This is a genomic window from Fulvivirga sedimenti (assembly GCF_020328055.1).
The window spans coordinates 1,223,538-1,242,866 of the sequence record NZ_JAIXNE010000001.1 but is presented as its reverse complement, the minus strand read 5'-3'; the positions used below and the strand labels follow the sequence as shown (position 1 = coordinate 1,242,866).

Annotated in this window: 19 protein-coding genes; 13 read left to right on the top strand and 6 right to left on the bottom strand. The window is 45.6% G+C overall.

What is annotated here, in order from left to right; genetic code table 11:
* Positions 1-158 precede the first annotated feature (158 nt).
* Genes LDX50_RS05740 through LDX50_RS05720 form a run of 5 tightly spaced genes read left to right on the top strand, consistent with a single transcriptional unit; the run spans position 159 to position 3,377 of the window.
* Complete coding sequence (locus LDX50_RS05740) at positions 159-866, top strand: RDD family protein (RefSeq protein ID WP_225697451.1); 708 nt, start codon at positions 159-161, stop codon at positions 864-866.
* On the top strand, positions 867-1,106 hold the full coding sequence (locus LDX50_RS05735) for a cytochrome b5 domain-containing protein (RefSeq protein WP_225697450.1): 240 nt from the start codon (positions 867-869) through the stop codon (positions 1,104-1,106).
* Between the two features lie 52 nt (positions 1,107-1,158).
* Positions 1,159-2,004 (top strand): N-acetylglucosamine kinase, encoded by an 846-nt coding sequence (locus LDX50_RS05730; protein WP_225697449.1) that lies wholly within the window; start codon positions 1,159-1,161, stop codon positions 2,002-2,004.
* A gap of 7 nt (positions 2,005-2,011) precedes the next feature.
* Positions 2,012-2,824, top strand: a complete 813-nt coding sequence (gene murQ, locus LDX50_RS05725; RefSeq protein WP_225697448.1) for an N-acetylmuramic acid 6-phosphate etherase — start codon at positions 2,012-2,014, stop codon at positions 2,822-2,824.
* Complete coding sequence (locus LDX50_RS05720; RefSeq protein WP_225697447.1) at positions 2,811-3,377, top strand: hypothetical protein; 567 nt, start codon at positions 2,811-2,813, stop codon at positions 3,375-3,377. Before murQ ends, LDX50_RS05720 begins: the two co-directional genes overlap by 14 nt.
* On the opposite strand, the gene LDX50_RS05715 is transcribed toward LDX50_RS05720, so the two are convergent.
* From LDX50_RS05715 to der, 3 genes are all read right to left on the bottom strand, one after another.
* Complete coding sequence (locus LDX50_RS05715; protein WP_225697446.1) at positions 3,350-3,994, bottom strand: SprT-like domain-containing protein; 645 nt, start codon at positions 3,992-3,994, stop codon at positions 3,350-3,352. The two genes, LDX50_RS05720 and LDX50_RS05715, sit on opposite strands and share 28 nt — an antisense overlap.
* A gap of 61 nt (positions 3,995-4,055) precedes the next feature.
* On the bottom strand, positions 4,056-4,319 hold the full coding sequence (locus LDX50_RS05710) for a hypothetical protein (RefSeq protein ID WP_225697445.1): 264 nt from the start codon (positions 4,317-4,319) through the stop codon (positions 4,056-4,058).
* A 67-nt stretch (positions 4,320-4,386) separates the two neighbouring features.
* Positions 4,387-5,691: a ribosome biogenesis GTPase Der gene (gene der, locus LDX50_RS05705; protein WP_225697444.1), complete on the bottom strand. Its 1,305-nt coding sequence runs from the start codon at positions 5,689-5,691 to the stop codon at positions 4,387-4,389.
* A gap of 70 nt (positions 5,692-5,761) precedes the next feature.
* Between der and LDX50_RS05700 the strand changes: the two genes are divergently transcribed.
* Complete coding sequence (locus tag LDX50_RS05700; protein ID WP_225697443.1) at positions 5,762-6,805, top strand: metallophosphoesterase; 1,044 nt, start codon at positions 5,762-5,764, stop codon at positions 6,803-6,805.
* Here the strand turns inward: LDX50_RS05700 and era are convergent, their stop codons facing one another.
* Positions 6,806-7,690 (bottom strand): GTPase Era, encoded by an 885-nt coding sequence (gene era, locus LDX50_RS05695; RefSeq protein ID WP_225697442.1) that lies wholly within the window; start codon positions 7,688-7,690, stop codon positions 6,806-6,808.
* Between the two features lie 89 nt (positions 7,691-7,779).
* Between era and LDX50_RS05690 the strand changes: the two genes are divergently transcribed.
* The 6 genes from LDX50_RS05690 to LDX50_RS05665 all read left to right on the top strand — a co-directional run bounded on the left by LDX50_RS05690 (position 7,780) and on the right by LDX50_RS05665 (position 15,819).
* The gene (locus tag LDX50_RS05690; RefSeq protein WP_225697441.1) at positions 7,780-8,574 is read left to right on the top strand and encodes a hypothetical protein; all 795 of its coding nucleotides are present in this window, start codon (positions 7,780-7,782) and stop codon (positions 8,572-8,574) included.
* 258 nt (positions 8,575-8,832) lie between these two features.
* Positions 8,833-9,936 (top strand): nickel-binding protein, encoded by a 1,104-nt coding sequence (locus tag LDX50_RS05685; protein ID WP_225697440.1) that lies wholly within the window; start codon positions 8,833-8,835, stop codon positions 9,934-9,936.
* Between the two features lie 107 nt (positions 9,937-10,043).
* Positions 10,044-11,429 (top strand): FAD-binding oxidoreductase, encoded by a 1,386-nt coding sequence (locus tag LDX50_RS05680; RefSeq protein ID WP_225697439.1) that lies wholly within the window; start codon positions 10,044-10,046, stop codon positions 11,427-11,429.
* Between the two features lie 11 nt (positions 11,430-11,440).
* Positions 11,441-11,884 carry a cupin domain-containing protein gene (locus tag LDX50_RS05675; RefSeq protein ID WP_225697438.1) on the top strand — a complete coding sequence of 148 codons (444 nt, stop codon included), beginning with the start codon at positions 11,441-11,443 and terminating at the stop codon, positions 11,882-11,884.
* A 147-nt stretch (positions 11,885-12,031) separates the two neighbouring features.
* Complete coding sequence (locus LDX50_RS05670; protein ID WP_225697437.1) at positions 12,032-13,333, top strand: APC family permease; 1,302 nt, start codon at positions 12,032-12,034, stop codon at positions 13,331-13,333.
* A gap of 59 nt (positions 13,334-13,392) precedes the next feature.
* Complete coding sequence (locus LDX50_RS05665) at positions 13,393-15,819, top strand: ABC transporter permease (RefSeq protein WP_225697436.1); 2,427 nt, start codon at positions 13,393-13,395, stop codon at positions 15,817-15,819.
* A gap of 8 nt (positions 15,820-15,827) precedes the next feature.
* Here LDX50_RS05665 and LDX50_RS05660 read toward each other — a convergent pair whose 3' ends face one another.
* Positions 15,828-17,156 carry an adenylate/guanylate cyclase domain-containing protein gene (locus LDX50_RS05660; protein WP_225697435.1) on the bottom strand — a complete coding sequence of 443 codons (1,329 nt, stop codon included), beginning with the start codon at positions 17,154-17,156 and terminating at the stop codon, positions 15,828-15,830.
* A gap of 122 nt (positions 17,157-17,278) precedes the next feature.
* Between LDX50_RS05660 and LDX50_RS05655 the strand changes: the two genes are divergently transcribed.
* On the top strand, positions 17,279-17,740 hold the full coding sequence (locus LDX50_RS05655; RefSeq protein WP_225697434.1) for a hypothetical protein: 462 nt from the start codon (positions 17,279-17,281) through the stop codon (positions 17,738-17,740).
* Positions 17,741-17,874: 134 nt separating this feature from the next.
* Here LDX50_RS05655 and LDX50_RS05650 read toward each other — a convergent pair whose 3' ends face one another.
* Entirely contained in the window at positions 17,875-19,221 is a 1,347-nt protein-coding gene (locus LDX50_RS05650) for a DUF418 domain-containing protein (RefSeq protein ID WP_225697433.1), read from the bottom strand.
* Positions 19,222-19,329: the final 108 nt, after the last annotated feature.

The window sequence follows — 19,329 nt, the reverse complement described above, 5'->3', positions numbered from 1 at the left end:
TGTATTTTTAAACCAAAGGTAATTATAAACCCCGGTAGGGTTACATTCAACTTATTTTCAAAATAAAGTTATTATTTTAGCCGCTTAACATAAATTATCGGAGAGGCGATTGAAAGATATATCCGGTGGAAAAAGCCGGTCAGGATGATTAATTTATTATGCAAACGATACAAATTCAGACCACTCAAAATGTTGGAATTCAATATGCCGTTGCGGGCCTTGGTGAAAGGATCGGTGCCTATCTGCTGGATTCGGTGATCATTGGGGCGTATGTTATCATTGTGATGTTTTTGTTGACATCGGTTGGCATAAATACATATTGGATCTTCATTCTTTTTTACCTGCCTGCGTTCTTTTATCATCTGATAAGCGAAGCGTTAATGGACGGACAATCCATAGGGAAAAAGCAATTCGGTCTGAAGGTAGTGCGGCTGGATGGTAATCCGGTCACCCTCGGCAATTATGTAATGCGGTGGATTCTCCGCCTTGTTGACATTTCAATTACGTCCGGGGCCGTGGCGTTGTTGTCAATTGCCGTTACAAAGGAAGGTCAGCGCATAGGTGACATTGCAGCGGGAACCACGGTGGTAAGACTTCGCGAGCAGCGTCCTGTACAGTCACACCAGGTAATCGAGCAGATTGACAGCGACTATGTTCCTCAATTTAAATCAGCGGCCAGTCTTCGTGCCGAGGATATCGAACTCATCCGGCAGGCGCTTTCAACATACAAATCTACCGGGAACGTCCAGCCGATCCTTGCCATCACAGAGAAAGTGAAGGAGCATCTGCAGATTGAATCAGACATGCCGCCCGTAACTTTTCTTTATACAATTCTGAAGGATTACAGTTACCTCAATTCGCAATAAATGGCATTGCCGGAATTTACCCTGAATCAACTTGCACTCAGGAACGGCCAGGACCGGGAGGAAATTTGGATCGCATTCAAAGGTCTCATCTATGACGTAACAAAATCCAGACTTTGGAAGGATGGCAAACATTACGAGCATTGGGCCGGACAGGATTTATCAGCTGAGTTCACAGATGCGCCTCATGACGAATATGTTTTTGATAAATTCCGGGTCGTTGGGCGTCTTATTTCGTCGTGAAGAATTGATCAATTGCGCTGTAACTACCTTAAAATCTTTATAACTTCAAGGCATGATATTGATCGCAGACAGTGGAAGTTCAAAAACCGCATGGAGGCTGAGAGGTCCTGACGGTGAGATTTCCCAGTATTTGACCGATGGATTGAATCCGGTTCATAAGGATGTTGAAGCGCTTGCCTCGATTTTGAAAGATCAGTTAGTGAGGGATTTGCCGGTAGAGGAAGCTCTGATTCAAGAGGTTTATTTCTACGGTGCAGGCTGCGTGCCCGGACTTCCTTCCGAACGATTAGCCGGTGTTCTGAAAAATTTATTTCCAGAGGCGCATGTGGAGGTTTCTGATGATCTGCTAGCCGTTGCCCGGGGGGTTTGCGGTCATGAAGCGGGTATCGCGTGCATCCTGGGCACGGGTACCAATTCCTGTTTCTATGATGGTCAGGAAATTGCTTCCAAGGTTCCGGCACTGGGTTATATTCTTGGTGATGAAGGAGGTGGGGCATGGTTGGGCAAGGAGCTCCTTGCAGCTTACCTGAGGAAGGAATTGCCGGCAGGAATTCATGATGCTTTTGTGAAGCGGTTTAATCTCGACAGGTCGCAAATTATTGATAAGGTTTATTCCGGTGGTAATGCGGCATTCTACCTTGCGGGCTTTAGTAAATTTATCTTTCATCACCGCGAGGATCCTTTCCTTTACAAGCTTGTTTACAGGGGCTTCAGTATCTTTCTGGAGAAGAATGTAAAGCGATATGAAAATTTTGAAAAGTATCCGGTGCATTTCAGCGGATCTGTCGGCTTCTATTACAGCACCATTCTCAGGAAAGCCGCGAGCGATCATGGCGTTTTTGTAAAAAATATTGTTGAAGGCCCTATTGCGGGTCTTACTCTTTATCACCAGAAATAGGAAATTTATGAGTATCACAGAGTCGAGCTCCAACTATGAAGACCTTGAACACATGGCTGTTCGGGATCTGCTTGTGAATATGAACAACGAAGATAAGACTGTGCCCCTGGCAGTGGAACGTTCGATCGATCAGATCGTGCCGCTGGTAGAGCAGATTGTGTTAAAGATGCAAGCTGGTGGACGGCTATTTTACATAGGTGCAGGTACCTCAGGCCGTTTGGGAATATTGGATGCTTCAGAGATTCCGCCAACCTATGGTATGCCCCACGGCAAGGTGATCGGAATTATGGCCGGCGGCGACGAAGCAATCAGAAAGGCAGTGGAATTTGCAGAGGATGACCAGCAACAGGCCTGGAAGGATCTTCAGGCATTAGATATATCCGATGCCGATGTACTCATCGGTATTGCGGCCTCTGGAAGAACACCTTACGTAATTGGCGGAATCCGGGAAGCGCGCAGTCATGGGCTGGTTACCGGATGCATTGTTTGTAACCCGGATTCTGAACTTGCCAGCGTTTCTGAATATCCCGTGGAATTGATCGTCGGACCGGAATTCGTTACCGGCAGTACGAGAATGAAATCCGGAACGGCGCAAAAGCTGGCATTGAACATGATCTCAACCTCGGTAATGATCCGCCTGGGACGTGTGAAGGGGAATAAAATGGTTGACATGCAGCTGAGCAATACAAAACTGGTCGATCGGGGAACCAGAATGATCATGGAAGCATTACAGATAGGTGTGGATGACGCCCGTGACCTCCTTGAAAAACATGGTTCGGTGCGTGCTGCTGTTAATCATTACCTGGATGCACGAAATTGAACCATATTACCGATGGCTGCAATATTATAACCCTGCCGAAGATGAGAGGTCTCCCTTCCATGGCAAGGAATATAATTTTGATGTTTACAGTGATACAATTTATGGTTACTACATTGATCCCTCCTGGGATTTTATGGGGTCTGAAACACTCTACATCAAGATACTATTTGCAGATTACGACCATCAGTTTGTAATCATTGAATTTATTGGCGAATGGAATGATACGATCAATAATGATATAATGCATTTGAAGCGGAATATTATTGATCACCTTTCTATGCAGGGCATTAACAAATACATTCTGATCGGCGAGAATGTCATGAATTTTCATGGTTCTGATGACTGCTATTACGAGGAATGGTTCGAAGATGTGGAAGACGGGTGGATTGCCGCGGTAAACTTTCCCGAATTTGTCAGGAGTGAAATGCAGCTCTATAACCTGGACAGTTACGTGAATATGGGTGGCACGCTTCAAATTGAAAACTGGCGAACTTTACCGCCTCAACGCTTTTTTGAGCGCGTGGATCAGCTCATCGTGCGTCGCCTGGGCTGATCTTCACCGGATTTTATTTCAGCATGCTTCGAGATGAGGTATTGTTTCCCACTTTTCACTTCTGCGCAGACGTACCGTGTTCGCCTCAGATTACCTTTTCTAAAGATCCTGTCCTGAAACTGAAATACCTCACCGCTTGGAATATCGTCGAGGTATTTTTTGGGTACCGGGTCATATTTCCCTAGTACCAGGGTTAGATTCGCATCGGAACAGGAAGATGCCTTGGGATTTTTCATGTATCGGGCGAGGGCATCGAGGACATCTGCCGGGACCATTTGGCGGCGTATCACAGGCTCAAGGAGGTGACTGAACACGGCCTTCCATTCTTGCCCGTGAGGTGCTGCTTTTCTGCCATACTTCTGAAAGGCTACCAGGTGTGCCACTTCATGAAGATAGGTGACCAGGAAGGCATATGGGTTAAGATCTAAATTGACAGAGATATAATGCTGTCTTTTTCCGGGATCATAGCGATAATCACCCAGCTTGGATTTTCTGGGTCGGGTGATCTTTAAGTGAAATGGGAATTTTTGCCAGAGGTGGCAGCAGTAGCTTACAGATTCTTCGGGGATGAATTTTGCAAGCCTGTTTTTATAATGCCGGATCTGATCTTCTGTCACACAGCGAAGAAACAAAAAAGGCTCCGAATTTCGGAGCCCTTTATGTGTTTTTTGCTAAGACTTAGTTAGTAGCTTCTTCCACTGCATCAGCAGCTTCGTCAGCAACTTCTTCAGCTGCTTCTTCCATGTCTTCAGCTGCTTCTTCCATGTCTTCAGCTGCTTCTTCCATTTCCATCACCGCTTCTTCTGCTGCTTCTTCTACTACTTCAGTTGCTTCTTCAGCTGCTTCTTCCATCTGATCAGCAGCACTTTCAGTCTTTGCTCCGCAGGCAGTAAATGCCACAGCGAACGCAATCGCTACAAAAAATGTTAAAATCTTTTTCATTGAATTCAGGTTTTTGTTTTAAAGGGGTCAAAGTTATATACAAAAACCCATATCAATCAACCAGATGTTATTTTTTTCTAAAATATAGTCGAATCGGGACGCCGGTAAAATCGAAGTGTTTTCGCATTTTATTTTGCAGGAAACGCTCGTAAGGCGCTTTTATGTATTGAGGAAGGTTGCAAAAGAAAGCAAAAGTAGGCACACTCCCCGGAAGCTGGGTGATGTACTTAATTTTTATGTATTTACCCTTTATGGCTGGTGGAGGGTTTCTTTCGATCTCTGGCAGCATCACATCATTAAGCTGTGAAGTGGCAATTTTTTTACTTCTGTTCTCATTGATCTGGATGGCAAGCTCAATGGCCTGGAATATCCGCTGCTTCCTGATCACCGAGGTAAATATGATCGGAATGTAGTCGAGAAGTCCGAGCTTGTCCATGAGTGCTTTCTTATATGCGTCGGCCGTCTTACTGTCCTTTTCGATAAGGTCCCATTTATTCACCATGATCATGATACCCTTATTGTATTTGTTGGCCAGACTGATAATGTTCATGTCCTGCGCCTCAAGGCCTCGTTCGGCATCCAGCAGAATGATGCAAACGTCACTGTCCTGCAGCGCCTGCAGTGAACGGAGTACGGAATAAAACTCAATATCCTCCTTAACTTTTGATTTCTTACGGATCCCTGCAGTATCTGTGAGAATGAAGTCGTTACCATAGAGTTTGTACCGCGTATTCACGGCGTCACGCGTTGTTCCTGCTTCATCAGTAACGATCGTCCGCTCCTTGCCCAACAGGGCATTGAGGAATGACGACTTTCCAACATTCGGACGGCCAAGGATTGCAAGCCTCGGAATACCTCCATCGGGGTCCTCTTCACCTTCGTCAAATTCTGCCACTACCTTGTCCAGTAATTCTCCGGTTCCGGAGCCTGTAGCCGCTGAAACCGGATACACTTCACCCATTCCCAGTTCATAGAATTCAACCGATTCGTGAATTCGCTCCGTAGTATCAGCTTTGTTGGCCACCAGGAATACGGGCTTTTTAGATGCCCTCAGCACATTGGCAAAATCCTTGTCAAGATCTGTGAGTCCCGAATGGGTATCTACCATAAATATGGCGGCAGTACATTCTTCCAATGCAATTTCAACCTGTTTCCGGATCTCACTTTCAAACTTGTCTTCAGAACCGGTAACATATCCTCCCGTATCAACCACCGTAAAATGTTTTCCGGTCCATTCGGCATATCCGTAGTGACGGTCACGGGTAACACCCGACTCATCATCCATAATGGCCTTTCGTCTTTCTACAAGACGGTTAAAAAGTGTTGATTTACCGACATTCGGCCGACCTACGATAGCTACAATATTTGCCACAGCGAAAAGTTCAATTATAATTTAGCTGCAAAGATACGAGGTTTATTTATCTTGTCGCGAAAGAGTTCAAATGAAGCTCAAGTTTCTCGATACAATTCAGAAGGCATTTGATAAGGCGTTGCTCGTTGAAGTAGATTTGGATTCAATGAATTACATCATTTTTTCAGATCATCATAGGGGGACAGGTGATCGGGCCGACGATCATCGTTTTGCTTCTGCGACCTATGAGCAGGCGTTGTCGTATTATGAGCAGTCTGATGCCACCCTGGTATTACTGGGTGATGTGGAGGAGTTGTGGGAGAACCCGATACACTCAGTTCTTGAATACTATCAGGAAATCACTTCACAGGAAATGAAATTCGATGAAGATTCCAGGTATTTGCGAATTTGGGGGAATCATGATGCCGAATGGAGGAGCAGGAAATTTGTAAAGAGATATCTTGGCTCTGAACGACCGGCCCATGAAGCTATTAAGCTTCAGGTCATGGACGAGGGGAGGTTGCTTGGTCATATTTTCCTGATACACGGGCATCAGGGTTCTACATTTAGTGATGAATATGCTCGGTTCAGCAAGTTCTTTGTGCGTTATTTCTGGCGTCATTTTCAGCGGATCTTTAATAAACCACTTGACACAGCGGCTACCAGTACGCGTATGAGATCAAAACATGACCGCAAATATTATGGATGGGCCAGGGGGCATAATCATGATGTAATTGTTATCACCGGGCATTCACATGAACCGGTCTTTAATTCATTCACCTATGCCGACCGGTTGCGGGTCGATCTTTCCAGGCTCAGCGAAAAGGAACGGGCAGGAATTCTGACACCACGGGAAGCTGCTTCACTGGATGAGGTAAGGAAGCGCACTGACGCATTGACAAAGCATGACGCCACCCTGCTCAACCCCGGGGGCCGGGCCATTCCCTGTTATTTCAATACCGGATGTTGTTCCTTTAGTGATGGTGAAATTACGGGGATCGAAATCGTGGATCGGGAGATACGACTGATCAAATGGACCCCGGACGGACAGCGTAAGATCATTCAGAAGGAGCGACTGAAGAGGATTTTTGAACTGCTGGACCTGGATGCGCAGATCACTTCTGGTACTGAGTGATCATTGCTGATAGCCAAATCCCTTTAGCATGCGTTGTTTTTTTCGCCAGTCCTCTGCCACTTTTACGAAGGTTTCCAGGTGGATCTGCTTCCTGAAAAATTTCTCAAGTTCCTCACGCGCCATGATCCCTGTCTTTTTTAAGGCATCACCGCCCTTTCCGATCAAAATTCCTTTCTGACTTTTTCGCTCGACATAGATCAAAGCCCTTATGCGAATAATGGTTTCATCTTCCAGAAATTCTTCGATCTCTACCTCGGTTGAGTAGGGAACCTCCTTTCTGTAATTCAGGAATATCTTTTCACGGATGATCTCGGCAGCGAAAAAGCGCTCCGGCCTGTCGGTGATCTGGTCCTTTGGGAAATAAGGAGGATGCTCCGGCAAATAGGAAATAATCGCATTAAAAACAGGTTCGATATTAATTCCTTCCTTTGCCGAGATCATAAAATATTCCTCTGCATCCACTGCTTCCTTCCAGTATTCGAATTTATCCTCGGCCTGCGTGCCCTTTGCCTGGTCGATCTTATTCATCACAAGTATGACGGGCGCCTGAATTTGCACAAGATTCTCTGCCAGTTTTTCATCGTATGTATCATACAGATCGGTCACAAGCAACACCACATCTGCATCCTCGAGTGAAGATTTGACAAACCTCATCATGGATTCCTGCAGTCGGTATTCAGGCCGGATAATACCCGGTGTATCAGAATAGACAAGCTGAAAATTCTCACCGCTCAGGATTCCCATGATACGATGCCGGGTGGTCTGGGCTTTGGAGGTGATGATGGAAAGTCGCTCTCCGATCATCTGATTCATCAGGGTGGATTTACCCACATTGGGCTTACCTATGATCGCGACAAATCCAGCTTTGTGATGGGGACTGCTCAATTTTGTTTTTTATCTAAGTTAATCGATCGGATTTTAATTTAGGTAAAAATGGCATAAATATTGGGGGTATTTAGTAGAATAAGACTGTCATGAAACCACCGTTTTATACCCTTTTATTATTAGCCTCAGTGTTTATTTCCTGCACAACAGCCCGGCTTGTTCCTTCGGGGTATACAGTGAACGAACCGGCAGAGACCATTTCATTTGTAAACGATGGCATGGCTGAGATTTACCTGGAACACATCCCGGATGATTCCAAACAAATGGTATTCGATCTAGACGTTTGGAATACCAGTGAAGATTTTCTGACGGTTATACCTCAATCTGCCATGATTTTTGGCTCCGATAAACCCTTTCCTGTTCCGTCTGAAGGCGATGCATTTCAACAGGCAGTGGCGGTGGCTGGGAATGTGGGGAAATTTGCGTCTTCAAAGGAAGACGTGAACGCTTTTTTTAAGAAGCGTCTGCGGTCTCAGCAAGCCGCACAGATTGCGCTGCTGGTAGTGGGGGTAGCCCTTGCAGTAAATGATGCCGTTCAGGATTCAAAAGACAGCCGGAAAGAATTCTGGACCCTGCAGGATGAAAGACGTATGGCTGCCCGCGATGTAGCTACATTTACAGGATTGATGACGGTTGATTTTCTTGGACAAGCGCTTGAAAATAAGAATTTGAAAGTCAGTGAAGACCTTGCCTACCTGCCTGATGAATATCTGCATCAACAAATATTATATCCTGACGCTCATATGCGGGGGAAGGTATTTTTCAAATACTCACCGGAATTCAAATACTACCGAATCATTCTACCTGTGGAAGGAATCAATTATATTTTTGATTTCAGGAAACCTATTGCTGAGGAGAGAAGGGCGTTGAATCGCCTGAAGTAACAGATTTCTCCATCTGGGAGTGCGCAAAATTATTTCATTGACAGTGGTTTTTTCGGCTGACGCGCAAAATAAAGTTTGCTTTTCAGCCTGTTCAACATTATTATCTTTTGCGTAGCCGGTTGTTTGCTCTTTTGCATTTTCGTATATTCCGATACTTGTTTTAACACGAATCCTGATTGCCGGTTGAATTGGTGGGTAAGAAAAGCGCAGTAGTGTTGTTCTGAAATTCGATACCGGCCGGTCTTAATAATTACGACTATGCCAATTTACATGGACCGACATGAGGTGCCTGACAATATTCATGCAGAACACGTTGCTCAAATGCATCAGGCGGATATGAAAATTCAGCATCTGTACGGATGCAAGGGTCTTACCTATTGGTGCGATGAAAACAGAAAGACAGCTTTTTGTTTAATTGAAGCGCCGAATAAAAAGGCGTTACAGGATATGCATGATCACGCACATGGGGCAATCCCCCACCAGATTATTGAAGTGGATGATCGTTTGGTGGAATCTTTCCTGGGAAGGATCGAAGATCCTGAAAACACATCGGGAACTGAATTGAATGTAATTACCGAATCTGCTTTCAGGTTTATTATGGTGATTAGTTTTGATAAGAACCCCAGCCTTTTCACCGGAACACAATCTGTACGGGAGTGTGCGAAAATTATTGAGCAAGTTGCAGGCCCTTTTCAGGGCAGTGTTGTGGAAATGAGTACTGCCGGTGTTATGCTGTCCTTTGCCACCGCCAGGAATGCTGTGAAAGCAGCGGTTTCCACTCATGCTGAGCTGAAGAAGTATCTTGAAAACAAAAATACGGACAATATACATTGTACCATAAGCCTGAGTGCCGGATCTCCTGTAACCGATAAAGATGAACTTTTTGGAGAAACCATAACGCTTGCACGACGTATGTGTATGGCTGGAGAGAATTGTATCCTGGTTACCGCAGAGGTTAAATCGTTATATGAGGACGAAACGCTTGAAGATTTCCCCAGGCACGGCTTCATTACAACACTGCGTATGATGGAGATTGAATTCCTGACAATGCTCATGGATTATACTGAGCAGTCCTGGAATGAAACGGAATTCAAAATTACCGATCTGAGCAAAAACCTGGGATACAGTAAATCTCAGTTGTACAGAAAGATTGTTTCACTTACCGGGCAGTCTCCTAATACCTTCATCAAGAAGTTCAGGCTTAAAAAGGCCCTCGAGTTAATCGAAAGTACGAGTCAGAATATTGCGGAAATCGCTTTCGATACCGGGTTTAACAGCCCTTCCTATTTTTCCAAATGCTTCTATGAGGCATATGGAATCCTTCCTTCGGCCTATGCCAAAAGGCTTGCGGAAGTGGATTAATGCATCCCATAAACCTGTCCTGCATCATAATTAGGATTCTTTGAATCAAACGTAGCATCCTATCTTTTAAGGTTCAGATACCTTGTGGTAAATAAAAAATTACCAGCATGATAAAATCTGAACTACAAATTGATGAATCCCTGATCCTTGAATTAGCTTCCAGGCTCAGGGGAAAGATTGTACTTCCCGATAGTGAGAATTACGCTGATGAACGGGAGGTGTATAACGCGATGATCGACAAGCATCCAGCTATGATCATCAAGTGCGTAGATGTCGCCGATGTGATCCACTCGGTGAATTTTGGAAGAGAACATGATTTACTGGTCGCCGTGCGTGGCGGGGGGCATAATGGTGGAGGACTTGGAATCTGCGATGATGGAATTGTTATTGACCTTGAGGGATTAAAATCGGTCAGGGTGGATCAGGCAGACAACACTGTTCGGGTAGGCGGAGGTAATGTTTGGGGCGAGGTTGATCACGCCACACATCCGTTCGGACTTGCCGTACCGGCAGGAATCATATCCAGTACGGGGGTAGGCGGACTTACCCTGGGAGGGGGAGTTGGATATCTGAGCCGTAAATACGGTCTTACCATTGATAATTTGCTGGAGGCCGATATGGTACTGGCCGACGGCTCGGTCATTACCGTAAATAAGGATAAATATCCGGATCTTTTCTGGGCTATTCGCGGGGGCGGCGGCAATTTCGGAATTGTTACCTCTTTTAAATTTCAGGCACATCCGGTGAAAACTGTATTTGGCGGACCAACACTATGGCCTATCGAACAAACCGAAGAGATCATGGCCTGGTATCACGAATTCATTCAGAACGCTCCTGAAGATCTGAATGGGTTTATTGCCACAATGGTTATTCCCGGACCTCCGTTTCCGGAATCACTGCACAATAAACAGTTTTGTGGAATTGTATGGTGTTATACAGGTGATGAGGCGACAGATGCGGAAACATTTGCACCGATTCTCGCTAAAAACCCAATTTTTCAGCATGTTGGCCGTATGCCATACCCCTCAATCCAGACCTTATTTGATGGGATGATGCCTCCGGGTTTGCAATGGTACTGGCGCGCTGATTTTTTCAATGAGATCGGACCGGAAATCAGCAAAGTACACCGTGAATTCGGATCGAAAATTCCAACTCCTTTGTCTCAGATGCACCTCTATCCAATTACCGGAGCGGCGGCACGCCCTGGGAATGAAGACACGGCCTGGGCATATCGCGATGCGAAATATTCAGGAGTGATCGTAGGTGTGGATCCGGATCCGGGAAATGCAGAACTGATTACTGACTGGTGCAAGGATTACTGGGAAGCATTGCATCCCTATTCTGCCGGAGGAGCCTATTCCAACTTTATGATGGACGAAGGGAATGACCGGGTCCGCGCGAGCTTCCGTCAGAATTATGACAGGCTCGTACAGATCAAAAAGAAATATGATCCGGAAAATCTGTTTCGAGTGAATCAGAACATTAAACCTTAATTGAAAAAACGATGAAACTAAAACGAATAATTCCAGTCATTTTTATTTTGAGCCTGTTCAGCTTTATTGCCCAGGCGCAGAATTCTATTGCGTTAACGGCCAAAAGTAAAATGCTGGAATGGGGAGAGTGTCCACCTTTCATGCCAGCCGGCTGTCAGATTGCAGTTCTTCAGGGAGATCCTTCCAGGGGCAATTTTGATGTATTTTTCAAGGTTCCCCCGAATTATGATATCCCCAATCACTATCATACCTCCCCGGAGCGGATGGTCCTGGTTTCCGGAGAACTGCATGTCACCTATCAGGGCGAAAAGACGAGCGTAATGAAAGTGGGAACATACGCCTATGGTCCTGCAGAGAAGCCACATGTTGCTACCTGCAAAGGTGGTGATCCCTGCGTGATCTTTATTGCTTTTGAAGATCCGCTGGATGCATTCCCCTTTGAAAGCGTAGAATAATTGCAGTTCACGTACTGCAGATTTTTCAAGGAGAAGACAGCCAACCGGCTGTCTTCTTTATTTTCAGGAGGACTATCCAGCCCATAGCGAACGGGTTTACATATCCGTTTAATTCCTTATCTTCCCGATTCAACCATCAGAATCAGATTGAGTAATTCCCTGAAGCCAGAATCGGAAGAAAAACTACCCAGAACATTAGGGATGTGGGGTATCTGGTTGCTGGTGGTAAACGGACTTATCGGTGCGGGGATTTTTGGATTACCGAGCGGAGCGGCTGCCCTGGCCGGGGAATACAGCATATTTATTTACCTTTTTTGTGCGTCCTTGATTCTTTCGGTGATTTTCTGCTTTGCAGAGCTAGCCAGCTATTTCAGGGGAACAGGAGGACCTATTCGTTACGCGACAACTGCTTTCAATCCGTTCATGGGTTTTCAGGCTGGTTGGCTTTTTTATATAGCCCGCGTGGTTTCATTTTCAGCTAACAGCGTGCTCCTTGTAGACAGTATTGGATACTTCTTCCCGTCGTTGGCCACGGGTTCGTACAGACTTGTTCTGCTGGCTTTGATTTGCGGGTTGCTTACGCTGGTAAATGTGCTGGGTGCCGTAGGTTCGATACGATCGCTTGCAGGCGTCACGTTCGTTAAATTTTTCGTTCTGATTCTGCTTGTTCTCACCGGCATATTTCTGTACGGAGGGAAAATCATACCATCCTTTAATTCCCCATTACCGGAGATTAATGACCTTGGTAAGGCAGCATTGCTCCTGATCTATGCTTTTGTAGGATTCGAAGGGGGAGTAGTCAATGCCGGGGAGGCTAAAAATCCGGTAAGAGATATGCCCCGCGCACTGTTGCTTGGCATCGGGATGGTAACGATTCTTTACATTCTGATACAGGCGGTGAGTATGGCAGTTGTACCAGACATTGCCTCCACAACAACTCCATTGCTGGATGTTGCAAACGGGCTGATGGGAAGCGCCGGGGCGGTCATTTTAATGATCGGAGTGGTTGCCTCGGTGGGGGGAAACCTGATAGCCGCCATATTCTCGACACCCAGGTTAACCTATGCACTGGCGAATGACGGACATCTTCCGGGCTGGTTTGGAAGGGTACATCCGAAATTTCTGACACCAGCTAATTCGATTATCTTTTATGGTGTTTTATCCTTTGTTCTGGCGGCTTTTGGTTCCTTTATCTGGCTGGCAGCATCTACGGTATTGTCAAGACTATTCCTTTATATCATTTCCATAGCATCCATTCCAAAATTGCGTAAAACGCGAAGTACGCCTGAGAGTTTCAAACTTCCATTTGGCTACCTTTTACCAGCTATCGCCATTCTGGCATGTGTCTGGCTGATGTTCCAGGTTTCCTTTGATTCAATACTGGCGACCATTGGATATGTGGGTCTGGGCACAGGATTGTACCTGGTGAGAAGATATTCAGCTGAATAGTATTTCATGCAACCTTTTTTACAGAAATCAGTCTGTATAATAAAGACCCAACCCAACCCATGTTTACCAACTACCTTAAAATCGCCTTACGGAATCTTCGTAAGTACAAGGCATATGCATTTATAAATATTTTCGGATTGGCCATTGGTATGGCTGCAACCATTCTTATGCTGCTGTTTGTTCAGAATGAACTGAGCTATGATAAATACCATGAGAAATCAGATCGGATTTATCGGGCATCGCGCGAGTGGGTGGATGATAAGGGAGTAACAGCGTTACACCTCGGTCACCTGGCACCACCTTTCAGTCCGCTCCTGAAGAATGATTTTGAAGGGATCATCGAAGAATCCGGACGGATCACTGAAGCAAGGGGAACGCTTGTCGAAGCGAATGACAAGAAATTCGAGGAGGAGGATTTCTTTTTCGGGGAAAACCAAATCTTTTCCATTTTCTCCTGGGAGTTTGTGGCCGGTGATCCCGCTCAAGCCCTCAATTCTCCCAATGGCATCGTGATCACAGAATCAGCAGCGCAACGATATTTCGACCGTACCGATGTGATGGGTGAGGAAATGATATTCAATAACTACGGCATGTCATTCCCCTTCAAGGTGACAGGAGTTGTCAAAGATATTCCTGGAAATTCCCATTTCTCCTGGGAATTCATGGCGTCCTTCCGGGCAGTGGAGGAAGCATTCGGAAGGGAGCAAATGATGCAGAACTGGGGCAGTAATAATTATTCCACCTACATACTGATGGAGGAGGGAAAAGATATTTCGGTGCTTGAATCGGGAATCCCTGATTTTTTTGACAGGCACCTGGGCACCAGTAATGACGGTGAACCCGCCAGTACGTATAACCGCCTCCACTTCTGGCCCTTGACAGACGTTCATCTCTATTCTCATCTTGATTCAGAAATTGAAGCCAACGGAGATATCGCCTATGTGTACCTCTATGGGATCATCGCAATGTTCACACTCATTATTGCCTGTATTAATTTTATGAACCTGTCGACCGCCCAGTCTTCTCAGCGAAGCCGTGAAGTAGGAATGCGCAAAGTGATGGGGGCAATGAAAGGCGGACTTGTACGGCAGTTTCTCACTGAATCTGTTGTGTTTGCATTGCTGGGGTTGATTTTTTCGTTTGTGATAATCTTCCTGGTACTTCCTTATTTCAATGAATTTTTCCAGCGGCAGATTACCATTGACTTTACACAAAATTCCTTTCTGTGGCTCCTTCTTTTCGGGATTGTACTTTTCGCCGGGATTCTGGCCGGACTGTACCCGGCATTCTATCTTACGAAATTTCAACCGGCAAGTATCCTGAAAGGAGGAGGTCAAAGTCCTTCAGTGAAACTTTCAATCCGGTCTGCCCTGGTGGTTTTTCAATTTTTCATTTCCATTGTGCTGATCATCGGTGTGGGAATGGTGAGAGATCAGCTGGATTATGTGCGGAGTAAAAACCTTGGTTTCGATAAGGATCATATCATTGTTCTGCCATCAACCGATGAAATATACGAGCGGTTTGGCGACGTGCAGCAACAATTCCTGCAGCAGCCCGGAATTAATTCGGTAAGTCTTTCCAGCCGCGTGCCATCCGGACGATTGCTCGATTCGCAGGGAGGTGAAGTGGAAATGGACGGTGAGATGAAAGTCCTTGATGTTCGTGTAGCGGATATTCATGTGGATTTCGATTATATGAAAACCTACAAAGTGCCCTTTGCCGCCGGAAGGGATTTTGATCCACTGCTTGCAAGTGACTCATCGGAGTCCTTCATTCTGAATGAGGCGGCTGTAGCGGCCATCGGGTGGAATTCCCCCCAGGAGTCTATTGGAAAGCAGTTCAATTATGGCGGACGAAAAGGACAGGTTATCGGGGTTGTAAAGGACTTCCATTTTGAATCCTTGCATCAATCCATTGCTCCCATCGTATTCGTGATAACACAGGGGCGTGCAAATCTCGTTTCAATTAAATATGATCCCGATCAGAAGGATGAGGTTGTGGCGTACCTCAAGGAGCAATGGTCATATTTCCGGCCCGGATTTCCATTTGATTATCGTGAAATCTCCAGCCAGTTCAATTCGCAGTATGAAAATGAAGAAAGGCTTGCGAATCTCGTTACATCGTTCTCGGTACTTGCCGTGCTGATCGCGGCGATGGGATTATTCGGACTGGCCACGTTTGTTGCAGAGCGGCGGACCAAGGAACTGGGTATTCGGAAGGTTATGGGAGCTTCTATCTGGCAGCTGCTGATTTTGCTGGGCAGGAATTTCACGTTCCTGGTCATCATTGCGCTGATAATTGCGATACCGGTGGCTTATTTCGGACTGGACATGTGGCTGGACAGCTTCGCCTACAGGATGACTATTGGCATCTGGCCTTTTGTTGTTGGAGGTGTATTGGCGCTCATCATTTCCTGGATTACCATCAGCTATCAGACCGTACGGGCTGCCCGCACGAATCCGGTGGATTCATTGCGAAGTGAGTAATCATCAGGTTAGTGACTGTAATGGCGCATCTGGTCGGTAACCATTGTAAGCGTCTCCCGCCAAGCATTCAGAAGTTCAGGTGATGAAAATTCACCGAGTTGATCTTCAATGGTTTCCATAAGCGATTCCATTACTATGGGATAATGTGCCTGGGTCACACCGTATTTCGAATGACTTTCGCCCAGGAATTTCAATCCAAGATCAAGGTTTTCAGGGCGGCTCATGGAATAGATGATCCCTCCCAGCATATGCGTTAACAGGCGCCCCTGGTCTTTCATATTCTTCTTAAACAGAGAACGGGTTTCTGGTGATTTCTCAAAGACGCGTTCGTAGAATTGGCTGGCAAATTCATCTTCATTTCTGAGGAGATAATCCATCGAACTCTGAAGTGCAAGCTTGATATCAGGGTTTTTAAATCCCTTTATTTCATAAATTTTAGTTTCATGTTCATGACCCGCCAGCTGGGGCTGAAATTCCTGTCCAATATCAAAGGTTCCTTCTGGCACAGCTTTGAAAATTGATTCTGAAACGAGCAGGTGCGTTCCTGCTACTTTATTGTAATTCTGGATTCGGCTTGCGGTATTGACAGGATCACCTATGACCGCAAACTGTTTGTGCTTCGGGTGTCCCAGGTGCCCAATAAAGGCTTTTCCAAAATTGATGCCGATGCCCATTTGAATCCGTATATCAAAATCTACAAGCTCCAGGTGGTTCAGTCTTTCTATGGCATAATACATTCCCAGTGCCGCCCGAACTGCATCCGTACAATTTTTCTCTTTCAAACCACCGGAAACGCCGAAAAGCCCGATGATTTCATCACCAACATATTGGTAGATTACTCCATTATTGAATAAAATGGGATCTCCGATCACCGTATAAAAACGATTCAGAATGTGGGCCACATCGAATGCATTATTACTGACGGCCATTTTTGTAAAATTCCTGATGTCGCAGAACAGGATGGCAATGGCGCGTTCTTCGGCATCTCCATCGGGCAGCATTTCAAGCTGAAGCTTATTTACCTCAGAACTTGTCCATACCAGCCGTTGTATACTCACATCCCCTTTTGGATAACACTGACAAGCCAGTCTGATAGAAGGATCCCACTTGCGCAACCGTGCGGTCTCATGCTCCTTCATGGTACGCGGACTTAAATTTGAATGTCCGTCAATTACGCGTACACGGCAGGTAGTGCACTGTCCGTTGCCGCCACATTCGTGGAGGTGTGGAATTTGGTTGCTGATGGAAACTTCAAGGAGAGTTGCATCAGGGTCTTCACATATAACCTCCTGATTAATGCCTGTGTAAGTGATTACAGGATGTGTTGATTCGGACATTGAGTTTTTTTAAATGTAAAATACAAAATCTTTAAATAAGTATTCAGGATTTTCTCAATTCAGGTATGTGGGTTTGCATTGCCTCAATTCTTCCATAACTTGTCAATAAGAAACTATTCTCTATGGAATATACCAGACTTCAACCCATGGCCGGACCGGACCCGGAAAAAGGACTGTCTAAAAGGATCGGTGCTTTTCAAAAACTCCTGGAAGAACTCGAGAAAAGGCAACTTCCTGTGGCCCTCATTTCGTCGGTTAATGATGAAACCCAAAATGTAAATAAGTTCGTTTCAGATCAGAAGAAATACTCCAAACAGCTCCGAAAATCTCAAAGTGCCATACTTCAGATCGTTGAGAAAGAACAAAACCTGGTTGTAAAAAAGCATTATCAAATGCGGTGGCTGGCGTTAGGTATGGCGGTGTTTGGGGTTCCTCTGGGAGTATCATTTGGTTTGAGCATGGGCAATATGGCATTTTTAGGCGTCGGGTTGCCCATTGGTATGGTAATCGGAATGGCCGTTGGCGCCAACCTGGATAAGAAAGCCGCAGAGGAAGGCCGGCAGCTTGATGTCGAGATTCTGTAGGAAAGCGTTTCTTCTTGTTGATGTCCGTACAGATACCGATCTTCCCCAATAAGGGGTTTGGGGTGGAAATGTATATAAGAATTTATCCCTGTTCAGGAAAAGCCTAAGTTATAAGTTCCGGGAATACCGATTGATCAGACCTCCGGTACAGTTACAGGTTGTTGAATAAGTTTTTGCTTCCTCATTGGCTGAAGTTTACGGTATGTCAGGGATCTCCACAACCATTCAAGCGGACCGAAGCGGAAATAATTTAACCAGAGCGGACTGGCAACAAGTTGAAAAGCCCAAATTGCTGCCACTACATAATAGAGCTCATACCGCTGTAGTTTTCCGAACAAACCGAATCCAAAGCTGTAGAAAAGGAACATGCAAATAACCGAATGCATTACATAGTTGGTGAGTGCCATTCGTCCGACGGCTGCCAGGCCTTTCTGCAAAAAAGAAAGAATATGTGATTTACAGAATATCATAATGAGGCCGACATGGCCTGCCAGAATGAACAGGCGGCCGACAGGATAGGTGATCTGTGCCTTTGACATCGCCAGCGGCATGAAAGACCCTTCCACAGCGGTATTGAACTCAAAGTAATTAATGAATATCCCTATCGGGTAGCCGATGAGCATCATTATACCGTAGAACACATAAGACTTTTCTGCAGTAATGATCTTTAAACGATAGAGTGCAATCCCAATGATCATCATGCTCAGTATGTCGTAAATGCCCCAGTCATACAGGTGCATTTGTATATAATTGTTCATGGGTGCGAAAGCTGCAACCATCCCAAAGTAACCTTTCTGCGTATCTTTTGTGTAGTTTTCCAGGTTCTCGGCGCTTTTCTTGGGAGCCTTCAGAACCCCTTCCCATTCTTCTTTAGCCTTCACAAGATCCTCATCAGCAGCTTCCTGCTGTTCTTCGCTAAGCGCCTGAAATTCTTCGTATTTGGCCCGGTTTTCAAGCATCTCCTGGTAGTCAAGATAACCCCTGAATGAATCGACACTTAGAAGCAGTACCGCAGCTATGATCAGATACGCCGGTTTTACGTTTCGTAATGCGAATATCAACAGACCCATGACACCATAGGCATACAGAATTTCACCCCACCAGAGCAACAGATATGCATGTATAATCCCAAAAACGATCAACCACATGGTCCGGCTGAAGTAAATGTCAGCCACCCGTATTCCCGCTTCTTTTCGGAGCAGTCGGTCGGTGAGCAGGACCATACCCACACCGAAAAGCATACTGAACAGTCCGCGCATCGTCCCTTCAAAGTAGATGCTGGTTATTTCAAAAACACGAAGATTCCATCCGGTATCTCCCCCTGCAACAGCCGGGTTCCAGTAGGCGGCCGGGCCGAGGCCGAAGCCCGTGATGTTCATGAGTAAAATTCCGAACAGGGCAATTCCGCGGGTGATATCCAAAGCTGAGATCCGATCTGCAGATAAAACCGGATTAAGCGTAGTCGTCGGCTGATTGAGCATGTTTGTTGAAGGGGGTTGGGGTTAGGGGACGCAAAAGTCCACTTTGAACCAGTGCTGAAGAGCTGAATATAGCATGAAAGATTAATATTTACAATAAAGGAATAATTG

Bases quoted from the DNA above. Each gene is read 5' to 3' on its own strand.
- LDX50_RS05735 (WP_225697450.1), top strand. From the start codon at position 867: ATGGCATTGCCGGAATTTACCCTGAATCAACTTGCACTCAGGAACGGC.
- LDX50_RS05690 (WP_225697441.1), top strand. From the start codon at position 7,780: ATGAAACCACCGTTTTATACCCTTTTATTATTAGCCTCAGTGTTTATT.
- LDX50_RS05675 (WP_225697438.1), top strand. From the start codon at position 11,441: ATGAAACTAAAACGAATAATTCCAGTCATTTTTATTTTGAGCCTGTTC.
- LDX50_RS05655 (WP_225697434.1), top strand. From the start codon at position 17,279: ATGGAATATACCAGACTTCAACCCATGGCCGGACCGGACCCGGAAAAA.
- murQ (WP_225697448.1), top strand. From the start codon at position 2,012: ATGAGTATCACAGAGTCGAGCTCCAACTATGAAGACCTTGAACACATG.
- LDX50_RS05665 (WP_225697436.1), top strand. From the start codon at position 13,393: ATGTTTACCAACTACCTTAAAATCGCCTTACGGAATCTTCGTAAGTAC.
- LDX50_RS05700 (WP_225697443.1), top strand. From the start codon at position 5,762: ATGAAGCTCAAGTTTCTCGATACAATTCAGAAGGCATTTGATAAGGCG.
- LDX50_RS05720 (WP_225697447.1), top strand. From the start codon at position 2,811: ATGCACGAAATTGAACCATATTACCGATGGCTGCAATATTATAACCCT.
- LDX50_RS05685 (WP_225697440.1), top strand. From the start codon at position 8,833: ATGCCAATTTACATGGACCGACATGAGGTGCCTGACAATATTCATGCA.
- LDX50_RS05680 (WP_225697439.1), top strand. From the start codon at position 10,044: ATGATAAAATCTGAACTACAAATTGATGAATCCCTGATCCTTGAATTA.
- LDX50_RS05650 (WP_225697433.1), bottom strand. From the start codon at position 19,221: ATGCTCAATCAGCCGACGACTACGCTTAATCCGGTTTTATCTGCAGAT.
- LDX50_RS05660 (WP_225697435.1), bottom strand. From the start codon at position 17,156: ATGTCCGAATCAACACATCCTGTAATCACTTACACAGGCATTAATCAG.
- LDX50_RS05710 (WP_225697445.1), bottom strand. From the start codon at position 4,319: ATGAAAAAGATTTTAACATTTTTTGTAGCGATTGCGTTCGCTGTGGCA.
- LDX50_RS05730 (WP_225697449.1), top strand. From the start codon at position 1,159: ATGATATTGATCGCAGACAGTGGAAGTTCAAAAACCGCATGGAGGCTG.
- LDX50_RS05740 (WP_225697451.1), top strand. From the start codon at position 159: ATGCAAACGATACAAATTCAGACCACTCAAAATGTTGGAATTCAATAT.